This window comes from Rubrobacter calidifluminis (genome assembly GCF_028617075.1).
GTDB classification, from domain to species: domain Bacteria; phylum Actinomycetota; class Rubrobacteria; order Rubrobacterales; family Rubrobacteraceae; genus Rubrobacter_E; species Rubrobacter_E calidifluminis.
This window is the reverse complement of sequence record NZ_JAQKGV010000025.1, coordinates 1-20426: the sequence shown is the minus strand read 5'-3', so window position 1 is coordinate 20426 and position 20426 is coordinate 1. Positions and strand designations below refer to the sequence as shown.

The 20426-nt window shown below is 64.8% G+C and carries 18 protein-coding genes and 1 pseudogene; 10 read left to right on the top strand and 9 right to left on the bottom strand.

Features of this window, described 5'->3' with window-relative positions; genetic code table 11:
• Positions 1-2 precede the first annotated feature (2 nt).
• From PJB24_RS14850 to PJB24_RS14830, 5 genes are all read right to left on the bottom strand, one after another.
• Positions 3-1040: an LLM class flavin-dependent oxidoreductase gene (locus tag PJB24_RS14850; RefSeq protein ID WP_273847247.1), complete on the bottom strand. Its 1038-nt coding sequence runs from the start codon at positions 1038-1040 to the stop codon at positions 3-5.
• 112 nt (positions 1041-1152) lie between these two features.
• On the bottom strand, positions 1153-1977 hold the full coding sequence (locus tag PJB24_RS14845; RefSeq protein WP_273847246.1) for an LLM class F420-dependent oxidoreductase: 825 nt from the start codon (positions 1975-1977) through the stop codon (positions 1153-1155).
• 15 nt (positions 1978-1992) lie between these two features.
• Entirely contained in the window at positions 1993-2442 is a 450-nt protein-coding gene (locus tag PJB24_RS14840; RefSeq protein WP_273847244.1) for an acyl-CoA thioesterase, read from the bottom strand.
• 192 nt (positions 2443-2634) lie between these two features.
• Positions 2635-3123 (bottom strand): LPXTG cell wall anchor domain-containing protein, encoded by a 489-nt coding sequence (locus PJB24_RS14835; protein WP_273847242.1) that lies wholly within the window; start codon positions 3121-3123, stop codon positions 2635-2637.
• Positions 3124-3209: 86 nt separating this feature from the next.
• A complete protein-coding gene (locus PJB24_RS14830; RefSeq protein ID WP_273847240.1) occupies positions 3210-4328 on the bottom strand; it encodes a 5-methyltetrahydropteroyltriglutamate--homocysteine S-methyltransferase in 1119 nt (372 codons plus the stop codon).
• Between the two features lie 113 nt (positions 4329-4441).
• On the opposite strand from PJB24_RS14830, the gene PJB24_RS14825 reads away from it, so the two are divergent.
• The gene (locus tag PJB24_RS14825; protein WP_273847238.1) at positions 4442-5377 is read left to right on the top strand and encodes an aldose 1-epimerase family protein; all 936 of its coding nucleotides are present in this window, start codon (positions 4442-4444) and stop codon (positions 5375-5377) included.
• Positions 5378-5384: 7 nt separating this feature from the next.
• On the opposite strand, the gene PJB24_RS14820 is transcribed toward PJB24_RS14825, so the two are convergent.
• Positions 5385-6803: a glycosyltransferase family 2 protein gene (locus PJB24_RS14820; RefSeq protein WP_273847235.1), complete on the bottom strand. Its 1419-nt coding sequence runs from the start codon at positions 6801-6803 to the stop codon at positions 5385-5387.
• Entirely contained in the window at positions 6800-8014 is a 1215-nt protein-coding gene (locus tag PJB24_RS14815) for a HEAT repeat domain-containing protein (protein WP_273847232.1), read from the bottom strand. The genes PJB24_RS14820 and PJB24_RS14815 overlap by 4 nt, the downstream gene beginning before the upstream one ends.
• Before the next feature lie 119 nt (positions 8015-8133).
• Between PJB24_RS14815 and PJB24_RS14810 the strand changes: the two genes are divergently transcribed.
• Positions 8134-8538 carry a response regulator transcription factor gene (locus PJB24_RS14810; protein WP_337959027.1) on the top strand — a complete coding sequence of 135 codons (405 nt, stop codon included), beginning with the start codon at positions 8134-8136 and terminating at the stop codon, positions 8536-8538.
• An 11-nt stretch (positions 8539-8549) separates the two neighbouring features.
• On the opposite strand, the gene PJB24_RS14805 is transcribed toward PJB24_RS14810, so the two are convergent.
• Both PJB24_RS14805 and PJB24_RS14800 read right to left on the bottom strand, forming a co-directional pair.
• Positions 8550-9500, bottom strand: a complete 951-nt coding sequence (locus PJB24_RS14805) for a GGDEF domain-containing response regulator (protein ID WP_273847230.1) — start codon at positions 9498-9500, stop codon at positions 8550-8552.
• Positions 9501-9539: 39 nt separating this feature from the next.
• Complete coding sequence (locus PJB24_RS14800; protein ID WP_273847228.1) at positions 9540-10202, bottom strand: family 16 glycosylhydrolase; 663 nt, start codon at positions 10200-10202, stop codon at positions 9540-9542.
• A 582-nt stretch (positions 10203-10784) separates the two neighbouring features.
• Here PJB24_RS14800 and PJB24_RS14795 point away from each other — a divergent pair.
• The 8 genes and pseudogenes from PJB24_RS14795 to PJB24_RS14760 form a co-directional block, all read left to right on the top strand.
• Positions 10785-12194, top strand: coding sequence for an HD-GYP domain-containing protein (locus tag PJB24_RS14795; RefSeq protein WP_273847226.1), 1410 nt, complete (start codon positions 10785-10787; stop codon positions 12192-12194).
• A gap of 271 nt (positions 12195-12465) precedes the next feature.
• Positions 12466-13209 (top strand): GntR family transcriptional regulator, encoded by a 744-nt coding sequence (locus PJB24_RS14790; RefSeq protein ID WP_273847224.1) that lies wholly within the window; start codon positions 12466-12468, stop codon positions 13207-13209.
• 268 nt (positions 13210-13477) lie between these two features.
• Complete coding sequence (locus PJB24_RS14785) at positions 13478-14692, top strand: CaiB/BaiF CoA transferase family protein (RefSeq protein ID WP_273847222.1); 1215 nt, start codon at positions 13478-13480, stop codon at positions 14690-14692.
• The gene (locus tag PJB24_RS14780) at positions 14692-15585 is read left to right on the top strand and encodes a hydroxymethylglutaryl-CoA lyase (RefSeq protein WP_273847219.1); all 894 of its coding nucleotides are present in this window, start codon (positions 14692-14694) and stop codon (positions 15583-15585) included. Before PJB24_RS14785 ends, PJB24_RS14780 begins: the two co-directional genes overlap by 1 nt.
• A gap of 39 nt (positions 15586-15624) precedes the next feature.
• Positions 15625-17679 carry a hydantoinase/oxoprolinase family protein gene (locus PJB24_RS14775; protein WP_273847216.1) on the top strand — a complete coding sequence of 685 codons (2055 nt, stop codon included), beginning with the start codon at positions 15625-15627 and terminating at the stop codon, positions 17677-17679.
• 5 nt (positions 17680-17684) lie between these two features.
• Positions 17685-19586 (top strand): hydantoinase B/oxoprolinase family protein, encoded by a 1902-nt coding sequence (locus PJB24_RS14770; protein ID WP_420541964.1) that lies wholly within the window; start codon positions 17685-17687, stop codon positions 19584-19586.
• A 4-nt stretch (positions 19587-19590) separates the two neighbouring features.
• Entirely contained in the window at positions 19591-20205 is a 615-nt protein-coding gene (locus tag PJB24_RS14765; protein WP_273847212.1) for an isochorismatase family protein, read from the top strand.
• Between the two features lie 24 nt (positions 20206-20229).
• A pseudogene (locus tag PJB24_RS14760) lies at positions 20230-20426 on the top strand (MmgE/PrpD family protein); the annotation flags it as partial.

Sequence of the window (20426 nt, the reverse complement as noted above, 5' to 3'; positions counted from 1 at the left end):
TCTCATGTCCGCTCCCGCCCCCCGGCCGGTGCTCCTGCGAGCCCGAAGACCCCCGCGAGAAGCTCGTAGGAGTGCAGCCGCGCGGCGTGGTCGTAGACCATCGTCGTGACCATGAGCTCGTCGGCCCGGGTGCGCTCCGCGAGCTCCTCCATCCTCTCCCTGACCCTCTCCGGGGTGCCGATGATCTGCATCGAGCGGTACGCCTCGACGAGGCGCCTCTCCGCCGGCGTGTACTCGTGAGCCAGGGCCTCTTCCGGCGTGGGAAGCGGCCCGGGCCGGCCGCTGCGCATCCTGACCCAGGCGAGCTGCATCGAGGAGGCGAGCTCCGCGGCGCGCTCCTCGCTCTCGGCGCAGACGACGGAGACGGCGAGTATCGCCGAGGGACGCTCGAACTCCTCCGAGGGCTCGAAGCTCTCTCTGTAGGCGAGCATCGGCGGGGCGGGATCGGCCGGGCTGAAGTGCGCCGCGAAGGCGTAGCCGAGCCCCATCTTTCCCGCGGCCCGTGCGGAGTAGCCGCTGGAGCCGAGCAGCCAGATTGGGGGAAGATCCACGTCGTCGGGCACGGCGCGCACCGCCGCGAAAGGATGATCCTCGGGGAAGCCATCCCCGCCGAAGGCGAGGAGTTCGGCGAAGCGTTCGGGGAAGTCCTCCGCCCCGTCCGCACCGGTGGAGCGCCGGAGCGCGGCGGCGGTCACCGGGTCGGTGCCGGGAGCCCGGCCTATGCCGAGGTCTATACGGCCCGGGTGCAGGGCCTCGAGCACCCGGAAGGTCTCGGCCACCTTTAGCGGGGCGTGGTTGGGGAGCATGATACCCCCCGCTCCAACCCGGATGCGGGAGGTCCTGTCCGCGACGTGCCCTATCATCACCTCCGGCGAGGAGCTGGCCACGCTCGGGAGGTTGTGGTGCTCGGCGAGCCAGTAGCGCTCGTAGCCGAGGCGGTCAGCCAGTCGGGCGAGCTCAAAAGTGTTGCGCAGAGCCTCAGAAGATCCGTACCCCACGCCGACCGGTGAGAGATCCAAAACCGAAAGCCTGAGATCCATAGCTCCAGACATCTCCCTCTGAAAGAGTCTTTGCTCCAGCCGCGCCAGTGGTCCCTACGAAGAGAGTGTAATACCCGGCAGCACCGGTGAAGCCTCGGAGGAGAGGCCCGGATTACAGAAAAACGTCGACGAGCCCTGAGAGCTCGTCGAGCAGCTCGGTGGTCTCAGGTTCGGGTAGGGTCGGCAGATCGAGCAACACCCGGTCGACGCCGAGCCGCTCGTACTCTTCTAGCACCTCTCGCTCGCGCGAGGCTCCGAAAACGGTCACGGGCACCTCCCTGCCGGCCACCCTTCGCAGCTCTTCCATCATCGGCGCGAGCCTCTCTGGCGGCAGCCCGTTGGCGAGCCAGGCGTCCCCGAATTCGGCCACCCTCGCGAAGGCCCGCCGTCCCCCGCCGACGTAGATCGGTGGATAGGGCTTGCTGACCGGCTTGGGCCAGGAGGCTATAGGGTCGAAATCGACGAACTCCCCGTGATACTCGGCCGAATCCCGGGTCCAGATCTCAATCATAGCCCGCAGGCGCTCGTTGACCAGCCGCCCCCTGGTACGGGGGTTGGTCCCGTGGTTCTCCATCTCCTCCTCGTTCCAGCCGACCCCGACGCCGAAGATCACGCGCCCGTCGGAGAAATGGTCGAGGCTCGCAACCTCCTTTGCTGTCGTGATGGGGTCGCGCTGTGCCAGGAGCAACACCCCGGTGCCCACGATCAGAGTCTGGGTGGCCGCTGCGGCCGCAGTGAGCGTGACGAAGGGGTCGAGCGTCCGATAGTACTTCCTCGGCAACTCCCCCCCTCCAGGGTACGGCGTCCTCCTGCTGAGCGGTATGTGGGTGTGCTCGGCGACAAACAACGAGTCGAAACCGCGCTCTTCGAGCAGCAGACCCAGGATATCGGGCTTTATACCCTCATCGGTGACGAACGTGGATACGCCTACCCTCATACTCTTATCATTGAATCACATATCGTCCGCTTCTTTCTGCTCCGGCAATACGCCCTCCCTCTCGAACCTCTCGATTCTGCTGCGCACCCATCCCGGCACCGGCACGGCCCTGCCTTCCTCCTGCGAGTAGGAGACATACACCACCTCCGCCTCCAGGACGGGATCCTCCCCTCCATGGTGGACGATCTGGAACCCGGCGACGAAACTGGACCTCCCAAAGGACTTTATACCGACCCGCACGTCGAGCAGATCGTCCAGACGCGCAGGCCGCTTGAACTCCAGCATCGCCCGGACCAGCGCTATGTCGAAATCAGGGGAAGCGCCGGTGAAGGTTATCCCGAGCCCCCTGAAATACTCGGTTATAGCCACGTCCAGGTAGGTGAGATAATGGGCGTTGTAGACGATCTTCTGGCCGTCGATCTCCGAGTACCTCACCCGGAGCGTGTGCATAAACCGATACCCCATCCGCCGCTTCTCCTCCTGCCTCCTCCGGCACAGAGACCCCCGCCAGGAGAAGGTCCTCGAGCACGGGAGACGGGGGTCGCAACAAAGTATATGACTTTCTCCGGCGCAGATACACCCTCACGAGACAGAAAGAGAGGGCCGGTTTCCCGACCCTCTCTGGAGCAATAAGCTCTGTGTAGATCTCAGCCCGAACTAGCGGATGAACCTGCGGGCGACGAGACCACCACCGACCAGGAGCGCACCAGCACCGAGCGCAACCACCGAAGCACCACCGGTGTTCGGAAGCACGCTGGTCGCAGCCGCAGCAGAGGAGGAAGCCCCGCTGCTCACGGAAGCGACGCTGGAAGCGGCGCTGCTGCTGGAGTACTGGGAGCTGGCCGGCGTGCTGCTGGCAGGAGCAGAGCTGCTCACAGAGCTTATGATGCTCTGTACCTGAGTGACGCTTATGTTACACGTCTGCGCTATCTGCTGGATGTTGTAGTTGTTGCCGTACTGGTTGTACTGCGCCTTGCCAGCCTCCTGCTGCACGGCGTTCTGCACGCACTGCACGTCGTTGTTGCCGCTCTGCACGCCGGTGGCGCCGCCGCTCTGGGTGTTCGCCCCGACAGCCTGCGCGAAGGCCGGGGCGGCCACAGCCAGCACCATCGCCAGCATCGCGGCCAACAGCATTACCTTCTTCAAATCCTCTACCTCCTGTCTCGAAGACCCTCTCTGACGATTGTTAATACTCGCAAATATTTGTTAATAAGTCAAGGGCGAATCGCCGATCATTCTCCCCAAACTTCTCTGGCCGTCTCGACGACGAGCTCGAGCTTCGCCCACTGTTCGTCTTGAGTCAGGTCGTTCCCCTCCACGGTAGAAGAGAAACCACACTGCGGCGAGAGGCACAGCTGATCGATGGGGACGAAGCGGCTGGCCTCTTCGATCCTCTTCTTCAGGAGATCTTTGTCCTCCAGCTCGCCGCGCTTGGTGGTAACGAGGCCGAGGACTACCATCTTGCCCTTCGGAACGAAGCGTAAGGGTTCGAAGGTTCCTGAGCGCTCGTCGTCGTACTCCAGGAAGAATCCGTCCACGTCCAGCTCGTTGAAGAGGGCCTCGGCGACGAAGTCGTAGCCGCCTTCGGCGGCCCAGGAAGAGCGGAAGTTTCCCCGGCACATGTGGGTGGTCACGGACATCCCGGCGGGACGGTTTTCGAGCGCCCGGTTGATGGTGCGGATGTAGATCTCGTGCTGGTGCTCCGGGTCCCCGCCCAGGGCCGCCAGGTGCTCTCTCTGGCGCGGATCGTTGAGGTAGGCCAGGCTGGTGTCGTCGAACTGCAGGTAGGTGCAGCCAAGTTCGCCGAGCCGCCTCACCTCCCCGGCGTAGGCCGAGGCGAGATCCTCCCAAAATTCTTCGAGATCCGGGTAGACGCCCTCGTCTATCGCGGCGCGTCCGCCCCGGTAGTGGACCATGCTCGGGGAGGGGATGGTGAGCTTGGGGATCGCGCTCTTCACCTGCTCTTTGAGGAAAGCGAAGTCGTCGCCGAAGATGGTGTGCTCCAGGTGCACCCTGCCCTCCACCCGGAGGGCGGCCGGGGTGTACTCTATGTCGCCCCGCTCGTTGCGGAACTTCACCTTCAGGTTACCCGCAGCCCTCTCGATCCCACCAAGCTGGTAGATGAAGTCCATGTGCCAGGATGAGCGGCGGAACTCTCCATCGGTGGCGGAGCGCAGGCCGATCGACTCCTGCATCCTGATTGCCTGCCTTATCGCCTCGTCTTCGGTGGCCCTGAGCTCATCCGCCGTGATACGCCCGGAGGCGAAGTCTTCCCGTGCTTCGAGTAGCTCTACGGGTCTCAGAAGACTTCCGACGTGGTCGGCCCTGAAAGGCGGTCTCTCGCGCTTCATACAGGCTAAAACCTCCTCGCTTCCTCGTCAGATGAGCATTCTACTAGCCCGCCGGACGGCACGTGACAGACACGTACATTGCAGGGAGACGGACCGACATCTATGCTTCCCTTATGCGGCATCCACCACGACATCCCTCTCCGACCGGAGAGCAGTTCGAGATAGAGCGGGAGGGCCTTCGGGCGGTAGTCACCGAGGTGGGTGCTACACTGCGCCTTTTCGAGGCAGGGGGCGAGCCGGTGCTCCAGGGGTTCGGAGAAGGAGAGACAAGCACCGCCTCCCGTGGGCAAGTATTGATCCCCTGGCCGAACCGGGTGGCCGGTGGCCGCTACTCCTTCGCCGGAGAAGAACACCAGCTCCCGGTGAACGAACCCGCCCGCAACGCCGCGCTGCACGGGCTCGTCCGGTGGTCGGGGTGGCGTCTGGTCTCGCGCACCCTCTCCGAAGTCTCGCTCGGATTGCGGCTCCATCCGCAGGAGGGATACCCCTTCCTGCTCGATCTGGAGGCCCGCTACACGCTCTCTGAAGAAGACGGGCTCACGGTGCGCATAACCGCCGCGAACCCCGGCCCGGGGCCCGCCCCCTGCGGGATCGGCAACCATCCCTACCTCACGCCCGGCACGAGTAGGGTGGACGATCTACACCTGCACCTGCCGGCCCGCTCGTACTACGAGACCGACGAGAACCTCATACCCCGCCGTCGCACGAGCGTCGACGGGGCCCCCTACGATTTCCGCGAACCGCGCACCATCGGGGGGACGCGGCTCGACACCTGCTTCACCGACCTCCAGCCCGACCCCGATGGCAGAACCCGCGTCCGGCTCGAAGACGCCAGGCGTGGCCGGGGCGTCGAGCTGTGGATGGAGGAGAGTTGCCGCTACGTGCAGCTCTTCACCTCGGACACCCTCCCGGGCGAGGATTTCCGGAGCGCGATCGCCGTCGAGCCGATGACCTGCGCACCGGACGCCTTCAACTCCGGGGACGGGCTGGCCGTCCTCGAACCCGGCTCCTCGCTCACGAGCGCATGGGGGATAAAACCGCTGCTCTGAGCGTCCCCTACCGCCCCTTCTCCGGCTCCCCGGGGCCGAAGCCGCGGCGTTCCATGCTCCCCCAGTCGGTGTTCCTGCGCAGGTAGGAGACTATGGCCGCAACCCTCCAGAGGGTGTTGAGCTGCCGGTATCCGAAGTTCTCGAGCACGCCGTAGAGGACGAGCTTCAGGAAGTCGGTCCAGCGCGGATACCGCCGCAGCCGCATCTCCTCCATGAAGACCGCCGCGACCGAGAGCAGGGACCCCAACCCCACCGCGACGGCGAAGAACGCCAGCGCGAACGGCACGTTGAGCACGCCGAGCAGGAGGCCGACGATGAAAGTGGCATACCCGAGAAGCTCCACCACCGGGCCCAGGAGCTCGAAGAGGAAGTAGTAGGGCATCGCCAGAAGCCCCACCGTCCCGTAACGGGGATTGAAGAGCATCCTGCGGTGGCGGATGAGGGTGTCGATCAGACCCCTGTGCCAGCGGTCGCGCTGGCGGCGCAGGACACGCAGGGTGGAGGGAACCTCGGTCCAGGCGACCGGATCGGGGACGAAGACCACCCGGTACTTGCGCCGGCCCTCGCGCAGGGTGCGGTGCATCCTCGTCACCAGCTCCATGTCCTCCCCGACCGTGTCATCCGAGCAACCCCCGGCGGAGATGAGATCGCTGCGTCGGAAGATGCCGAAGGCCCCGGAGATGATGAGCAGGGCGTTGAGGCGGCTCCACCCGGTCCTCCCGGCCAGAAAAGCCCTGAGGTACTCGACCACCTGCAGCGTCGGGAGCACCTCGCGGGGGGTGCGCACCTCGACCACACGCCCGGAGTCCACCTCGCAGCCGTTGGCGACCCTGACGATCCCGCCGACGGCCGCGACGTCGGAGTACTCTATCGCGGGCCTGGCAGCCCGCAGCAACGCGTCCTCCTCCAGGATGATGTCCGCGTCGACGCAGCAGACCAGCGGATAGCCGGCGGCGCAGATGCCGGCGTTCAGGGCATCGGCCTTTCCGCCGTTCTCCTTGTCCACGACGACGAGCCGCTCGTCGGAAGAGACGTAGACACCGCGGATGGGCGCGGTCTCGAGCTGCCTCCTCACCGGGCGGTCGGACTCCCACAGGTCGAAGCTCTTCCCGAGAACCTCCAGGGTGCCGTCCGAAGAGCCATCGTTGACGACCACCACCTCGTGCAGCGGGTAGCGCAACGAGAGCAAAGAGCGAACGCTCTCGGCGATCGTGGCCTCCTCGTTGTACGCGGGTACGATCACCGAGACCGGCGGGGCGTAGCTGGAGGCGAAGAGCTCCGGGAAACCGGAGAAGACCTCCCGCCGAGTGTAATCCGCTATCTCGAAGAACGAGATCACGTACAGAAGCGCGTAGACGCCGTTTATGAGCAGGAAGTAGCCCAGCACGAAGTAGTTGGCGGCGAGCAGGAACTGTGCGAGGGTCATGCCCCATCCCTCCGAAGCATGCTCTCCAGCTCCCGCCGCCCATCGCCGGGCAGATCGTCGATCAGTCGGTGCAACCGCCGGGTCGCCCCGGCGGTGATCATGGCCTGGATCACGCGCCGGGCCTCGCGACCACGCTCGTCGGAGCGGGTGAGGTCCTGGACGATCCTCTCGGTCACGCCCCGGCTCTCCAACGCGGCCGCCGCCCGATCCCGGGCGAAGCGGTCTCGACCCTCCAACACCCTGACGAGCGCCCTCTCTCCGGCGGGACCGAGGCCGGCGAGCGCCCGCGCCGCGTTCACCCTCACCCACCACTCCCGATCCGAGACCATGCGCTCGAGCTGCGGGATGGCAGAGACGTCCCCGATCATGCGCAGGGCGTTGGCGGCCTGCGCGCGCACGGGCCACTCCTGGTCCCGGGCGGCAGCGAGCAGCAGGGGTACGTATTCCGGATCTCCTATCCGGCCGAGGGCGAGAACGGCCTGGGCTCTCAGGTCCACGCCCTCGCCGTCGCGTGCGGCCTGCAGGAGCGCGGGCGTGGCCTCCCGGGCGCGCAGGTTCCCGAGGATGCGCGCCGCCATCGCAGAGGCCCTCTCCTCCCCGGAACGTAAGCGTTCGATCAGGGGTGCCACGGCCAGAGGACCGAGCCGCTCCAGGTTTTCTGCCACCCGCAGCCGGGTGAGGTCCGAGGGGTCCCCCAGGCTGTGGACCAGGCTCCTTGCGGCTTCCTGCGTGCCGATGCGCGCCAGCGCGCGAGCTGCGACGGCCCTCACTGTTTCATCTCCATCGGAGAGCAGCCCCGAGAGTGGACCTACGACCTCGGGACCGCCCAGATACCCGAGGTTCTCCGCCGCCCTGGCCCGGCGCCAGCGGTTGCGGGACGAGAGCTCAGCGAGGTAGCGGTCCACCAGTCCGAGTTCCGCCGCGAGATTCTCAAGGCCTTCCCGCCCGGCACCGCGCATCATCGAAAGATATCCGACCATGGCCGATGCAAGTACACCCGGATGGCGATCGGCGAACACCCTCAGCCCGTCCCGGTTCGCATCCGAGGCCAGAAACCCTTCCAAAAGCGATTCGGCCTCCTTGAGGAGCGCCTGGAGTCTCCTCTCCCGGACCGAGCGCACCAGCCTGAGCGCCACGGTCATGAACAGCATAAGCACGTTCAGGCCCGCGATGACCAGAACCGCGGGCCACACGAATCTCACACTTTCCATCTTCACCTTTTATCGGATGAGATACCGGAGCACTGTAGTACCGTATTGAAAGACGGAGCGTGAGGCTAGTAAGATCATCGTTGGTCGAGCGTGTGTGATCTCGAGGGGAGGGACGCACCCTGAACCGGCAGGCGAAGATACTCGTCGCAGACGACGACAGGATCGTCCGGCGCATCGTAGCCGTCAAGCTCTCGGGGCTGGGCTATGAGGTCTCGGAAGCCGAAGACGGCCGCGAAGTCCTGGATCACATCGAGAACGGTGAGGTTCCAGACCTTCTCGTACTGGACAGCCTGATGCCCCGGGTGGACGGCATGAGCCTCATCCGCACCCTGCGCGCAAACCCGGATAGAAGGATCTCTTCGCTGCCCGTGATCATGCTCACCTCACGTGGTTCGGAGAGAGACGTGGTAGATGGCCTCGAGGCGGGGCTGGACGACTACGTCACCAAGCCGTTCTCACCGGACGAGCTGGCGGCGAGAGTGCGCACCGTGCTGCAGCGGAATGAGCGGGCGGCCGGGAGATAACCTCGCATGGCTTATGCATCCCTCCCCCGCCCGTGGACGCAGACGCGGTTCCTCCCGGAACGCTTGGCCGCATAGAGGGCCGAATCCGCCGCGCCGAGCACCTCTTCGACGTCAGCCCGGCGCCCCACCGGCAGCGGGGCCACCCCGGCGCTGATCGTCACCACCCTGGGAGCCTCCCTCGCCTCGTGCGGGATGGCCAGGCCCTCGACCGCAGCACGCATCCGCTCTGCGGCCAGGGCCGCGGATTTCAGGCTCTGGCCGGGGAGGACCACGAGAAACTCCTCCCCGCCGTAGCGGTATACCGCGTCACCCCTCCGGCAACTCTCCCGGAGAACCCGGGCCACGGTCTTGAGCACCCGGTCCCCGCGCGGGTGTCCATAGTGGTCATTGTAGGACTTGAAGAAGTCCACGTCGCAAAGCGCGACGCAGTAGCTGTACCCGTAACGCTCCGCCTGACCCTGGAGCAATTCGAGGTCCTCCTCGAGCCGCCGCCGGTTGCCGAGCCCGGTGAGGGAATCGCGACGCGCCTGCCTGAAGAACTCGTCCTTGAGCTGCTCGAGCTCGGCGTTTTTCTGCTCCAGGTTGCGATAGAGCTCCCTGATCCGCGCTGCAGATTTCAGGCGCACCTGCAGTTCGGCCCTGTCGAGCGGTTTGGTGAGATAATCGTCGGCCCCGGCCTCGAGCCCCTCCAGCAGGTGCTCCCGGTCCGAGAGCGCGGTGAGGAAGATGAAGTGCACGTAATCCTCCCGTCCGTCGTCCCTCACCCTGCGGCAGAGCTCCGCACCGTCCATGCCCGGCATCATCCAGTCGCTTATGATCACGTCCAGATCGGGGGTTTTGCGGTACTTCTCCCACGCTTCCTCCCCGTCCGATGCAGCGACGCACTCATGGCCGAGTTTTTCGACGGCCCGCACGAGGATGGTGCGGGATACAGGATCGTCTTCTGCAACGAGAATCTTCATCGAACCCGTACATTCTAGCGCCGGTATGGCGAGGTCGGCCTATCTCCCGGGATCATAAGAAATGTAGTCCACATATAGCCTGGCGTCGTGCCGCGGCGGCCTCCCTCTGAGCCATGTGGGGAACCAGGCGTTGATCATCAGGTGCATCGGGTTCCCGGGCAGCCCCTCACCGAACCGCTGCAGCGGCTCCCCGTCGACGCAGAAGCCAACCGAATCGGGAGCGTAACGAAAAGAGTACTCGTGAAATCCTCTGGTCGGGTCGAACGGCAGGCGTACCTCCCGCGTGTTGGTCTGAGACCCACCGGCGTAGGTCGTGAACAGGATGCGCCGCGAATGGTCGTTGTAGATCTCGACGTCTATCTCGCTCTGATAGTCGGGGCTCTTGTACAGGAAGAACCCCGTGATAGAGCCCGGCGCCTCGGGAACCCTGATCCTGGCCGAGTAAGTGCCGTATCCGTAGAACCCCTTCGTGGCGATCTCACCCCCGTTCAAGGTGCGCGCCGGGATCGTGATCACGAGGTCGCCGTCCTCCACCCCGACGTTGGAAGGCTCCAACCGCCCCCGCCCGAGCGCGTGAGAAGATACATCCCAGAAGTCACCGTTCAGCCGGGAGAAATCGTCCGAAAAACCACCTCCATCCGCCCTGGTGAGTACCGCGAACAAAAGCAACTGCACCACCCCGAACAGAAACGCTCTGATCATACGGGAACTCACGCCCCTTTTCTCCAGATCCGGACGCCTCCAATACCCCGCCCCTCTCCCGCCATCCATCACCCTCTGACCGTCCTTATCGGAAACCAAACATCACTCCTTAAGGTTGTTCCACCGGAAAACCTCTTTACACCCCGAAAACCCACCACCCGACCCATTCATCTGGACTGCCGCATCTTTTAAACTGCATCAAGAGTGGTAAGAAAGATTGCAAACATGGCGCGAGGGGGAGGGTCGGTGCTGGCCGCAGAGCCGCCCAGCGCTATTCAAGGACCACCCTCGTAGGCCGGACGAGAGAAGGAGGTGAGCGGAGTGCAGAAGATAGAGCTCGGCCACAAGTACTGGTAGAGGAACCCGCGATCATGAACGGAACACGCTAGATCCAGGAGGTATGCAGGTGAGCAAGATACAGCTCGGCCACAAGTACTGGTAAGACAAAACACAATATCCGGTAGTTTTTGCCACCACACCTGGACTTGAGACGGCTGTTGCTTTATTATCTCGGGCCATGATAGTTTCATGCTTCGTCCGGGGTGTGTGAGGGTGTCCGTCAATACGGAGCGTGTCCGGCTGGTGAACCGGTATATATACGGGCTGGCCGGAATGGCGCTTGGGGCGGCGTTGATCTTCCAGTACGCCATAGGGCTTCGCTTCGGCTGGATCTCGCCGCTCATCGGGCTTCTGTTTGCTCTTTTGGTCCTCTGTGCCAGGTATTTCCCGGTGGGGACCAGGCTCGGCAAGGTCGAGTTCGAAGTTTCGGATCTCGCGATACTCATGGCCCTGGTACTCGGTGGTCCTCTGAGCGGGTTCATGGCCGCCGTTCCCGGCGCCGTCTACCGGGACCGGCAGAGGACGATCTTTCAGTCGGCGAGCTACGCGCTGCAGGTGCTCGCCGCCTCTCTGGTCCTCGAAGCGGCTGCAGGGCCGCTGCTCCTGAGCCCCCTGGAGTTCGGAACGACCTACGTGGTGGGATTGCTCGGGGCCAGCGCGGCGATGTACGTCGTCGAGTCTCTGAGCGGCTACGCGCTGTTGAGGATCAAATACGGAACCCCGCTCGAGGAGTGGATGCGAGAGATTCTGGCCCCGGACACCCCCTCGCAGGCGGCGCTCCTCGCCACTGCCCTCCTCACCTCCTACGCGACCGTCTGGCTCGGACCCGTCGCCGCCATTGCCCTCTTCAGCGGCGCGGCGTTCGCGCTGGGGATGGTACGGTTCATCAGGGACCAGAAGGATAAGGCAGAAACCCTGCAAAGGGAAATCCAGGCACTCCGGGAAGAAAGGGACGGTCTACAGACATCCGGCATAGTCTTCGCAGCGAAGATGGTCGAGAAGATAGGGAGCAGGGATGGCCTCACCCACCTCATCGCCGCCGCTTCGGCCGTCTATGCAGAGGATCTTGCCCGCGAGTTTCGCCTCGAAGAAGAGAAGGTGAAGAAGATAAAGCTCGCCGCCCTGCTGCAGGACGTCGGCAAGGTCAGCCTGCCTGATGAGGTACTGCTCGCAGACCCCGAAAAGCTCACTCCCGAGGAGAGGGCACGCCTCGCAGAGCACCCCACCCATGCAGAAGAGATCCTCGGCTCCATCCCCGGCTACCAGGAAGCTGCCAGGTGGGTCAGGTGGCACCACGAGAGGATCGATGGGAAGGGATACCCGGATGGGCTCAGGGGGGAGTGGATCCCTCTTGAGGCGAAGATACTCGCCGCGGCTTCGCGTTATGCCTCCACGGTTCTCGGTCGGAGACGCGGCGAGGACGACGGTTTGATGCTGGAGGGAGCCAGAAAAGAGCTCATCGGCGCGTGCGGCGGGGAGCTGGATGGGGTCGTGGTGAGGACGCTGCTCCGGATAATCGAGAGGGGAGGAGAAGAATACGCCCTGGGGAGAGGAGAGCGCTTCTCCTTTGGTCTGGCTTCCGCCGAACAAGGAGGTGGGTCTGCGAAGGACGGTCCGGGCCTCCGGCTCATCTCGGGCGGCGGAGGGAGTTGAGGCTTCCACTCCTGCCCACCGCTCTTTGGGAAGACAGATGCTCCCGCATCCGTCTCCTTCGGGAATGTTCCAGTGAATACCGCCCGTTCAGCACGATCGCCCTACCCTTGGGAAAGGACCGGTGCCGACCGAAAAGAAGACATCCAACCTGGTTACGGGACACGGTATGAGGTAGTTTAGAGGGAGATGGACGCAGAGAACACCCGCCGGCAGCCTTGGTCGAGATCGGCATCCTGACAGGATCGAAAACGGGCATTCGGAGCCCAACGCGGTGGAGACGGAGATCTCTGTCGCTGCTGGATGGAGAACCGGAAGCCACATGAAAAAACACGGTTCTAGCAACGGTGTGCTGGAAAAACTGCGGCACCTGATCCTCACGGGCGAATATGCACCCAACGAACGTTTGATCGAAGAGCAGTTGGCGGAGAGGCTTGGGGTGAGCCGGACTCCCGTGAGACAGGCACTCACGATGCTGGAAGCCGAGGGACTGGTGGAAATAATCCCCAATCGTGGTGCAATGGTCTGTTCTTTCAGCGTCGAAGAAGTGTGGGACATCTACGATCTGCGGGCGGTGCTCGAAGGCTACGCCGCCCGAAGGGCAGCGGAACGCATGGAGGAAAGCGATCTGAACCTCATGCGCGATCTGGCTGCGAAGATGGAAGACCTGGCGATCAGAGGAGCGCACGATCACGAGGAAGAGATACGCCGGCTGGTGGCGCTCAACAACGAGTTCCACGGGGCAGTCGTTGAAGCCAGTCGCAACCGAAGGCTCAAGCGCCTGGTCCAGCGTACCGTAGAACTGCCGCTGGTGTTCAAGGCTTTCTTCTGGTACACGCCACACGAGCGTGTAATCTCCAACCACTACCACCGCCAGATTCTCAGGGCCCTGGAATCACGAGACGGAGAACGCGCAGAGATAATCATGCGCGAACATATCTACGAAGGACGCGATTTCGTAATCAAAGCACTCAAAGAAGAGGGCGTCGCTCAAGGAAGCAACGGCCTCAAACCCTGATTTGTATACAAAAACGGCCTGTGCGACTCAGCTCTTTCTCGAGCCATGCTCAAATCCCCTCTAGAAAAAGAATTTTCCGGTGGATTTCACTAGGAACCCTTGACACAATAGCCGCACAGACGCTATTTTGTATACAATTGCGTTTGGCAACCATTGTCGTGTCGAGTGGAGGAGAAGCAGGGAAACCGCTGAGAGGGGATCCTGGCCGTGAGGTGGGGGTTTTGAGCTGAGAGAGATTCGGCGAGTTCGGGAGATCTGGAGGAAGCGAATGAACGAACCTGGGGGATCGAACAAACCACTAGATGGAGTTCGGGTCATCGAGATGGGGAGCCTGCTCGCCGGGCCGTTTTGTGGGCAGCTGTTGGGGGACTTCGGGGCGGAGGTGATCAAGGTAGAGCCCCCTGGCAAGGGGGATCCGATGCGCGAGTGGGGCCGGCACCGCAAGGAGGGGCGCACGCTGTGGTGGCCTATCATCGCCCGCAACAAGAAGAGCGTGACGCTCAACCTGAGGGAAGAAGAGGGGCAGGAGCTCGCGCGCAGGCTCATAGCCGAGGCCGACGTACTCGTCGAGAACTTCCGCCCCGGCACGATGGAGCGCTGGGGACTCGGGTACGATGCTCTCAAAGAGATCAACCCCGGCCTCGTCATGGTGCGGGTCTCGGGCTACGGGCAGACCGGGCCCTACAGGGAGCGTGCGGGTTTCGGCGCGATCGGCGAGGCGATGGGCGGCATCCGGCACGTAACCGGTTTCCCGGATCTTCCGCCGCCGCGGGTGGGGATCTCTCTGGGGGACTCGCTCGCGGCGACCTTCGGGGCTCTCGGGGCGCTGACCGCCCTCTACCACAGGGATGCCCGGGGCGGTCGGGGACAGGTCGTGGACGTCGGGATCTACGAGGCCGTGCTGGCGCTGATGGAGAGCACGATCCCCGAGTACGTCCTCACCGGACACGTGCGGAGGCGCACCGGGACCGTGCTGCCGTTCGTGGCGCCCTCCAACATCTACCCCACCCGCGACGAGGACTACGTTCTCATCGCCGGCAACGCCGACACCGTGTTCCGGAGGCTCGCGAAAGCCGTGGGGCATCCCGAGTGGGCCGAGGATCCGAGGTTCGCCACCCACCACGCCCGCGGTGAGAACATGGAGGAGCTAGACGCCCTGATCTCGGAGTGGACGAAGCAGCGGACCGGCGATGAGGTGTTGAGGGTCATGGGTGAGGCAGGTGTTCCAGCAGGTAAAGTGTACACGGCCAAAGACATGGTCGAGGATGAGCACTACGCCGCCCGGGGAAACATAGTCACGGTCGAAGATCCAGAGATAGGCCCCTTCCCCATGCAGAACGTGGTGCCGCGCCTCACTGGGACCCCCGGCGAGGTCCGTTGGACCGGCCCGGCCCTGGGACAACACAACGAAGAGGTCTACCGCGGCCTGCTGAAGCTCGGTGACGACGAGCTCGCCGCCATGCAGGGAAGGGGGGTCGTCTGATGCGCGTCGAGATAGTGGACGTCGGTCCCCGCGACGGACTGCAGAACGAAGAGAAGACGCTTCCACCCGAGGTCCGCGCCGAGCTGTGCGACAGGCTCGCGGCTGCGGGTGTTTCACGAATCGAGGCCGCCAGCTTCGTGAACCCGAAGCGGGTACCCCAGATGGCTGGAGCCGAAGAGGTCATGGGGAAGATAAATCGCAGACCAGACACACGTTATGCCGGTATGGCCCTCAACGAAAGAGGATACGAAAGGGCCACGAGCTCGGGCGTGGACGAAGTGCGCTACGCATTTCCGGTGACCGAGACGTTCGCGCGGCGGAACCAGAACATGGGCGTGGAAGAGGCAACGGAAGTGGCCACCAGGCTCGTCAGACGGGCACACTCGGATGGGGTGAGGATCTCGGTGACCCTCGCCGTGGCTTTTGGTTGCCCGTTCGAGGGGCGTGTGGAGCCAAAGACGGTGCTGGAGATCGCCGAACGCGTAGGTGCCGCGAGACCGGACGAGATCGTACTCGCCGACACCGTGGGTGTGGGGGTGCCCAGCCAGGTTGGAGAGCTCGTCGAGGGGGTACACAAGCTAGGTATCACGGCAGGCTGCCATTTCCACAACACCCGCAACACCGGCTTCGCCAACGCGGTCGCCGCGATAGAGGCGGGGGCATCTGTGCTCGACGCCTCAGTGGGAGGTGCGGGCGGCTGTCCCTTTGCGCCGCGTTCGACTGGCAACATAGCCACAGAAGATCTCGTTTACCTCCTGCGGGGAATGGGATACGAGACCGGCATCGACCTGGAGGCTCTAATCGATTGCGCGGAGTGGCTCGCCAGCCATCTCGGCAAGGAGCTTCCGGGACAGGTATACAAAGCTGGGGTATTCGAGCCAGTATCAGGTTAGCCGCCGGCGATTGTCAATGGCGTAAGGAGGAATGTTCTGATGGGGTACAACGTTGCGGTCGACGTCGGTGGCACGTTCACGGACGTGCTGCTCTTCGAAGAAAGAAGCGGAAGGCTCATCGAAGGCAAGGTCCTCTCGACCCCCGATGATCCATCGAGGGGCGTGGTGGAAGGAATCGAATCGGTCTGCAAGAAGCTCGAGGTCTCCTTCGAGGACCTCAACCTCCTCTTCCATGGCACGACCGTGGTGACGAACATGATCCTCACGAACACCGGCTCGCGCGTGGGGCTGCTGACGACGAAGGGCCACGAGCAGATCCTCCTCCTCGCCCGTGCCTGGACGCCGGGCCCGCTCTACGGTTGGATGTCCCTCGTCAAGCCCGACCCGCCGGCCGACCCGACCGACACCGTGGGCATCAACGAGCGCATCGGACCGGACGGAGGCGTCCTGGTGCCGCTTGATGAGGAGGAGGTGCGCGAGGCGGTGAAGAGCCTCGTGGAGCGGGGTGTGGAGTCGCTCGCCATCGGCTTCCTCAACTCCTACGTGAACCCGGCGCACGAGCGGCGCACTCGCGAGATCGTGCGCGAGCTCTACCCGGATCTCTCGGTCTCCATCTCCTCGGACATCGGGCAGGAGTACGGAGAGTACGAGCGGACGCTCACCACCGTGGTGAACACGGCAGTCCAGCCGCGCACGATGCTCTACATGAAGAACTTCGAGAAGAGCGTCCGCGAGAAGGGCTTCGGTGGCGCCCTCTCCATCGTCCGCTCCGACGGCGGGGCGATGAGCACACAGGCCGTCGCCGAGAGGCCCATACAGATCGCGCTCTCGGGGCCGTCCGGGGGCGTGACGGGGGCGGCCTATCTGGCGCGCGAGATCAAGGTGAAGAACATCCTCACCTTCGACATGGGCGGGACTTCCACGGACGTCTCGTTGTGCCTGAACGGGGAGACGCCGGTGCGCCGCGACATCCAGCTCGGCTACTTCCAGTTCAAGAGCCCGGCGGTCGACGTGCACAGCGTCGGCGCCGGTGGTGGCTCGATCGCCTTCGTCTCCGCGAGCGGCGCCCTGCAGGTCGGTCCGGCGAGCGCGGGGGCCGACCCCGGTCCCGCCGCCTACGGGCGCGGCGGCGAGGAGCCGACCGTCACCGACGCGAACGTGGTCCTGCACCGCATCCCGCCCGGTGTGGCTCTGGGCGGCACGCTGCAGATGGACGAGGAGGCCGCCCGGAGGGCCGTCGCGAAGGTCGCCGAGCGGCTCGGGATGGGCATTGAGGAGGCCGCGGAGGCGATCCTGGAGATCGTCAACGAGAACATGCACGCCGCTCTCAGGGTCGTGAGCGTCGAGCGCGGCCACGACCCGAGGGAGTTCGGCCTCGTGGCCTTCGGCGGCGCCGGGCCGATGCACGCCAACGCCCTCGGGCGGCTCATCCGCTCGCGCTCCGTTATAGTGCCGCCGACCCCGGGCGTGATGAGCGCCTTCGGCTTCCTCTCCTCGGACATCCAGAACGAGTTCCCCGAGACCTACCTGCGCATCGCCGAGGAGACGCCGGCCTCAGAGCTCAAGACGACGGTCGAGCGTCTCATCGCCCAAGCAAACGAGTGGCTCGACGGCGAAGGTGTGGAGGAAGACGAGAAGCGCTTCGACCTGTACGCCGACTGCCGCTATTACCTGCAGAACATCCAGATCCCCTGCCGCTTCGAGCTGGACGAGCTCTCCGGCGAGGACTCGACCTTCCTGCGTGAGCGCTTCGAGGAGGCGCACCGCCAGCGCTACAACTTCGAGCTTCCGGACTCGCCGCTCGAGATCGCCACCGTGCGCGTCGTGGGGCGCGGCACCATAAGGGGCGTGAGCCTCGTGGCAAGCGAGGACGGCGCCGGACCCGACGCCTCCGAAGCCATGCTTCGCACGGAGAAGGTGTACTTCGGCGGGGAGTGGGTCGAGACCCCGATCTACAAACGGTCCAGTCTCCGGCCCAACCACTCCGTCGAGGGACCTGCCGTAGTGGTGCAGGACGACACCACGACCGTCATAGAGCCCGGCTACCGCGGCGCGGTGGACCGCTTCGGGAACATCCGGATCGAGGAGGCCTGAGAATGGTGCTGAACGAGAGAGAGCAGGGCCTGCCGGACTTCGTCCGGGAGCACGCCATAGACAACGTCACCCTCGACATCATCGAGAACGCCCTCAAGAACATCCGCCACGAGATGGACCGGGTGCTCGTCACCACGGCGGTCAGCCCCATCATCCGCGAGCAGGCCGACGAGTTCCCCCTGATCGCCGACCGCCAGGGGCGCATGGTCGTCGGCCAGTTCGGAAGCCCGGTGGATACCGTCCTCGAGAACTCGCCCTACAAGGTCAAAGATCTCAAGGATGGCGACGTCATCGCAACGAACGACCCGTACATGATGGAGGGCTCTACCTCGCACCTCCCGGACATCCTGCTGGTGCGTCCGATCTTCTACGAGGGCGACCACGTCGGGTACGCCCTGCAGTGGGGCAACCTGATGGACGTCGGCGGCAAGACCGCAGGCTCCATCCCCATCGATGCCCGCTCGATCTACGAGGAGGGCGTGCGCATGCCGCCCGTCAAGCTCTACGACGGCGGCAAACTGAACGAGGAGGTCCTGCGCTTCTTCTGCCACAACTCGCGCACCCCGCGCGAGACGCGGGCAGACATCATGGCGATAGCCGCGGGCACGGCGGCGGGCGCGCAAAGGGTGAAGGACATCTGCGACCGCTTCGGCAAAGAGACCTACCTCGAGGCCTGCGACGCCCTCTTGAACCGGACGCGCACCAGCATCATAAACCTCATGCGCCAGCTCATCCCGGAGGGTGAGCGCTTCGAGTTCGAGGACTACACCGACGACGACGGGCTCGGCAACGGCCCCATAAAGCTCAAGCTCGCCATGTGGCGCGAGGGCGACACGCTGCACCTCGACTGGACCGGCACCGACGCCCAGGTCCCCGGCCCCGTCAACTTCCTCCTCAACCACCGGATGTTCCAGATGTTCGCGGGGGTCTTCCTGATCTCCGCCGTCGACCCCACGATCCTCTTCAACGACGGCTACTCGGACGTCATAAAGGTCCACATCCCCGAGGGCTCCGTGCTGCGCCCGAAGGACCCCGCGCCCCTCTCCAACCGCCTGGTCGTCATGGCGCGCCTCTTCGACGTCTTGGGCGCGGTCTACGCCAAGGCGATCGGCTTCAACGTCTCGGGCTCCTACGGTACGAGCCCCAACTTCGTCTACTCCGGCGTCAAACCGGACGGCGAGCCGTTCCAGACGATGGAGATCCTCTACGGCGGCATCCCGGCGATCCCGGGCAAGGACGGCCTCGACGGGCACTCCTGGTGGCCGGAGTTCCTCGCGGTCCCCGCCGAGTACATGGAGACGTACTACCCCATGATCGTGGAGGAGTACACAGCCCGCCGCGACTCCTGCGGCGCGGGCCAGTTCCGCGGCGGCTGCGGCATACGGAAGGTCTACCGCTTCCTCTCCGACGGGCGCATCACCTACCAGGACGACCGCGCCCACACCTACCCCTACGGCGTCGCCGGCGGCAAGCCCGGCTCGCCCTCGAAGAAGACCCTCATCCGCAAGGACGGCGCGTCGGTCGAACTCCCCTCCAAGGTGAGCGACGTCCCCGTCTTCGAGGGCGACCGGCTCGTCTTCGAGACCGCCGGGGCCGGGGGCGTCGGCGACCCGCTGGAGCGCGACCCGGAGGCCGTCGCCAAGGACGTGCGTTGGGGCCTCGTCAGCCGCGAGGCCGCCGAGAGCGAGTACGGCGTCGTCCTGGGGGAGGATGGCTCGGTGGACGCCGCGGCGACGCAGTCGAGGCGCGAGGAGATCCGGGCATCCCGCCCCGAGCCGCCCGCCTTCGACCACGGCGACCTGCCGCCGCTTGCGGAGCAGCGCAGGATCATCGCCGAGACCCGCCGCAAATTCAACGAGTGGCTCTCGCACGAGCTCGGCACGGCGCGGGCGAACGGCAGGGGGTGAGTGGATGCACATAGAAGGCTTCGGCGGACGCGGCGGCTTCGGCCGCCGCCCCGCCCTCATCGTCATCGACATGAACCTCGGCTTCACCGACCCCGAGTCGCCGCTCGCCTGCGACCTCGAAGGGCCGGTCGGGGAGATCCGGGAGCTGCTCCAAGCCGCCCGCTCGGCGCGGATTCCCGTGGTCTTCACCACCATCGCCTACCGGGAGTCCGACAGGCTCACCGCCGCCGCGTTCATAGACAAGGTGCCCGCGCTGCTCACGCTGGAGGCCGGAAGCCGATGGGCCGGGATCGACCCGCGAATAGCGCCGCACGCCTCCGAACCCGTCCTCAACAAGCTCTTCGCCTCCGCTTTCTTCGGAACGCCGCTTGGGGCCCTGCTCACCGCCGCTGGCGTGGACACTCTCATCATCACGGGAGCCTCGACCTCGGGCTGCGTGCGGGCCACCGCCGTCGACGCCCTGCAGCACGGCTTCCGCCCCGTCGTCCCGCGCGAGGCTGTCGGCGACCGTAACCCTGAAGCCCACGAGACCAATCTCTACGACATTGACGCCAAGTACGGCGACGTCGTCTCCGTGGACGAGCTCCTGGAATACATCCACGCCGTACACGCCGACTGACAGCACGTTGCAGAGCGTACCGGAATCTCCCCCCGCCAGTTCCCGGCCGTGCTCCGGGTCAGGCTCTCCGACGGTGGCAACCGAATCGTGCGCATCCGGCACAACCGGGGAGGGCCCGAGAACCCGCTCTCGGACGAAGAGCTCGCGGTTAAGTTTCGTTCCAACGCCGCAAGGGTATTCGACTGGAGCCGAGTGCGAGAGATCGAAGACGCTCTGATGGA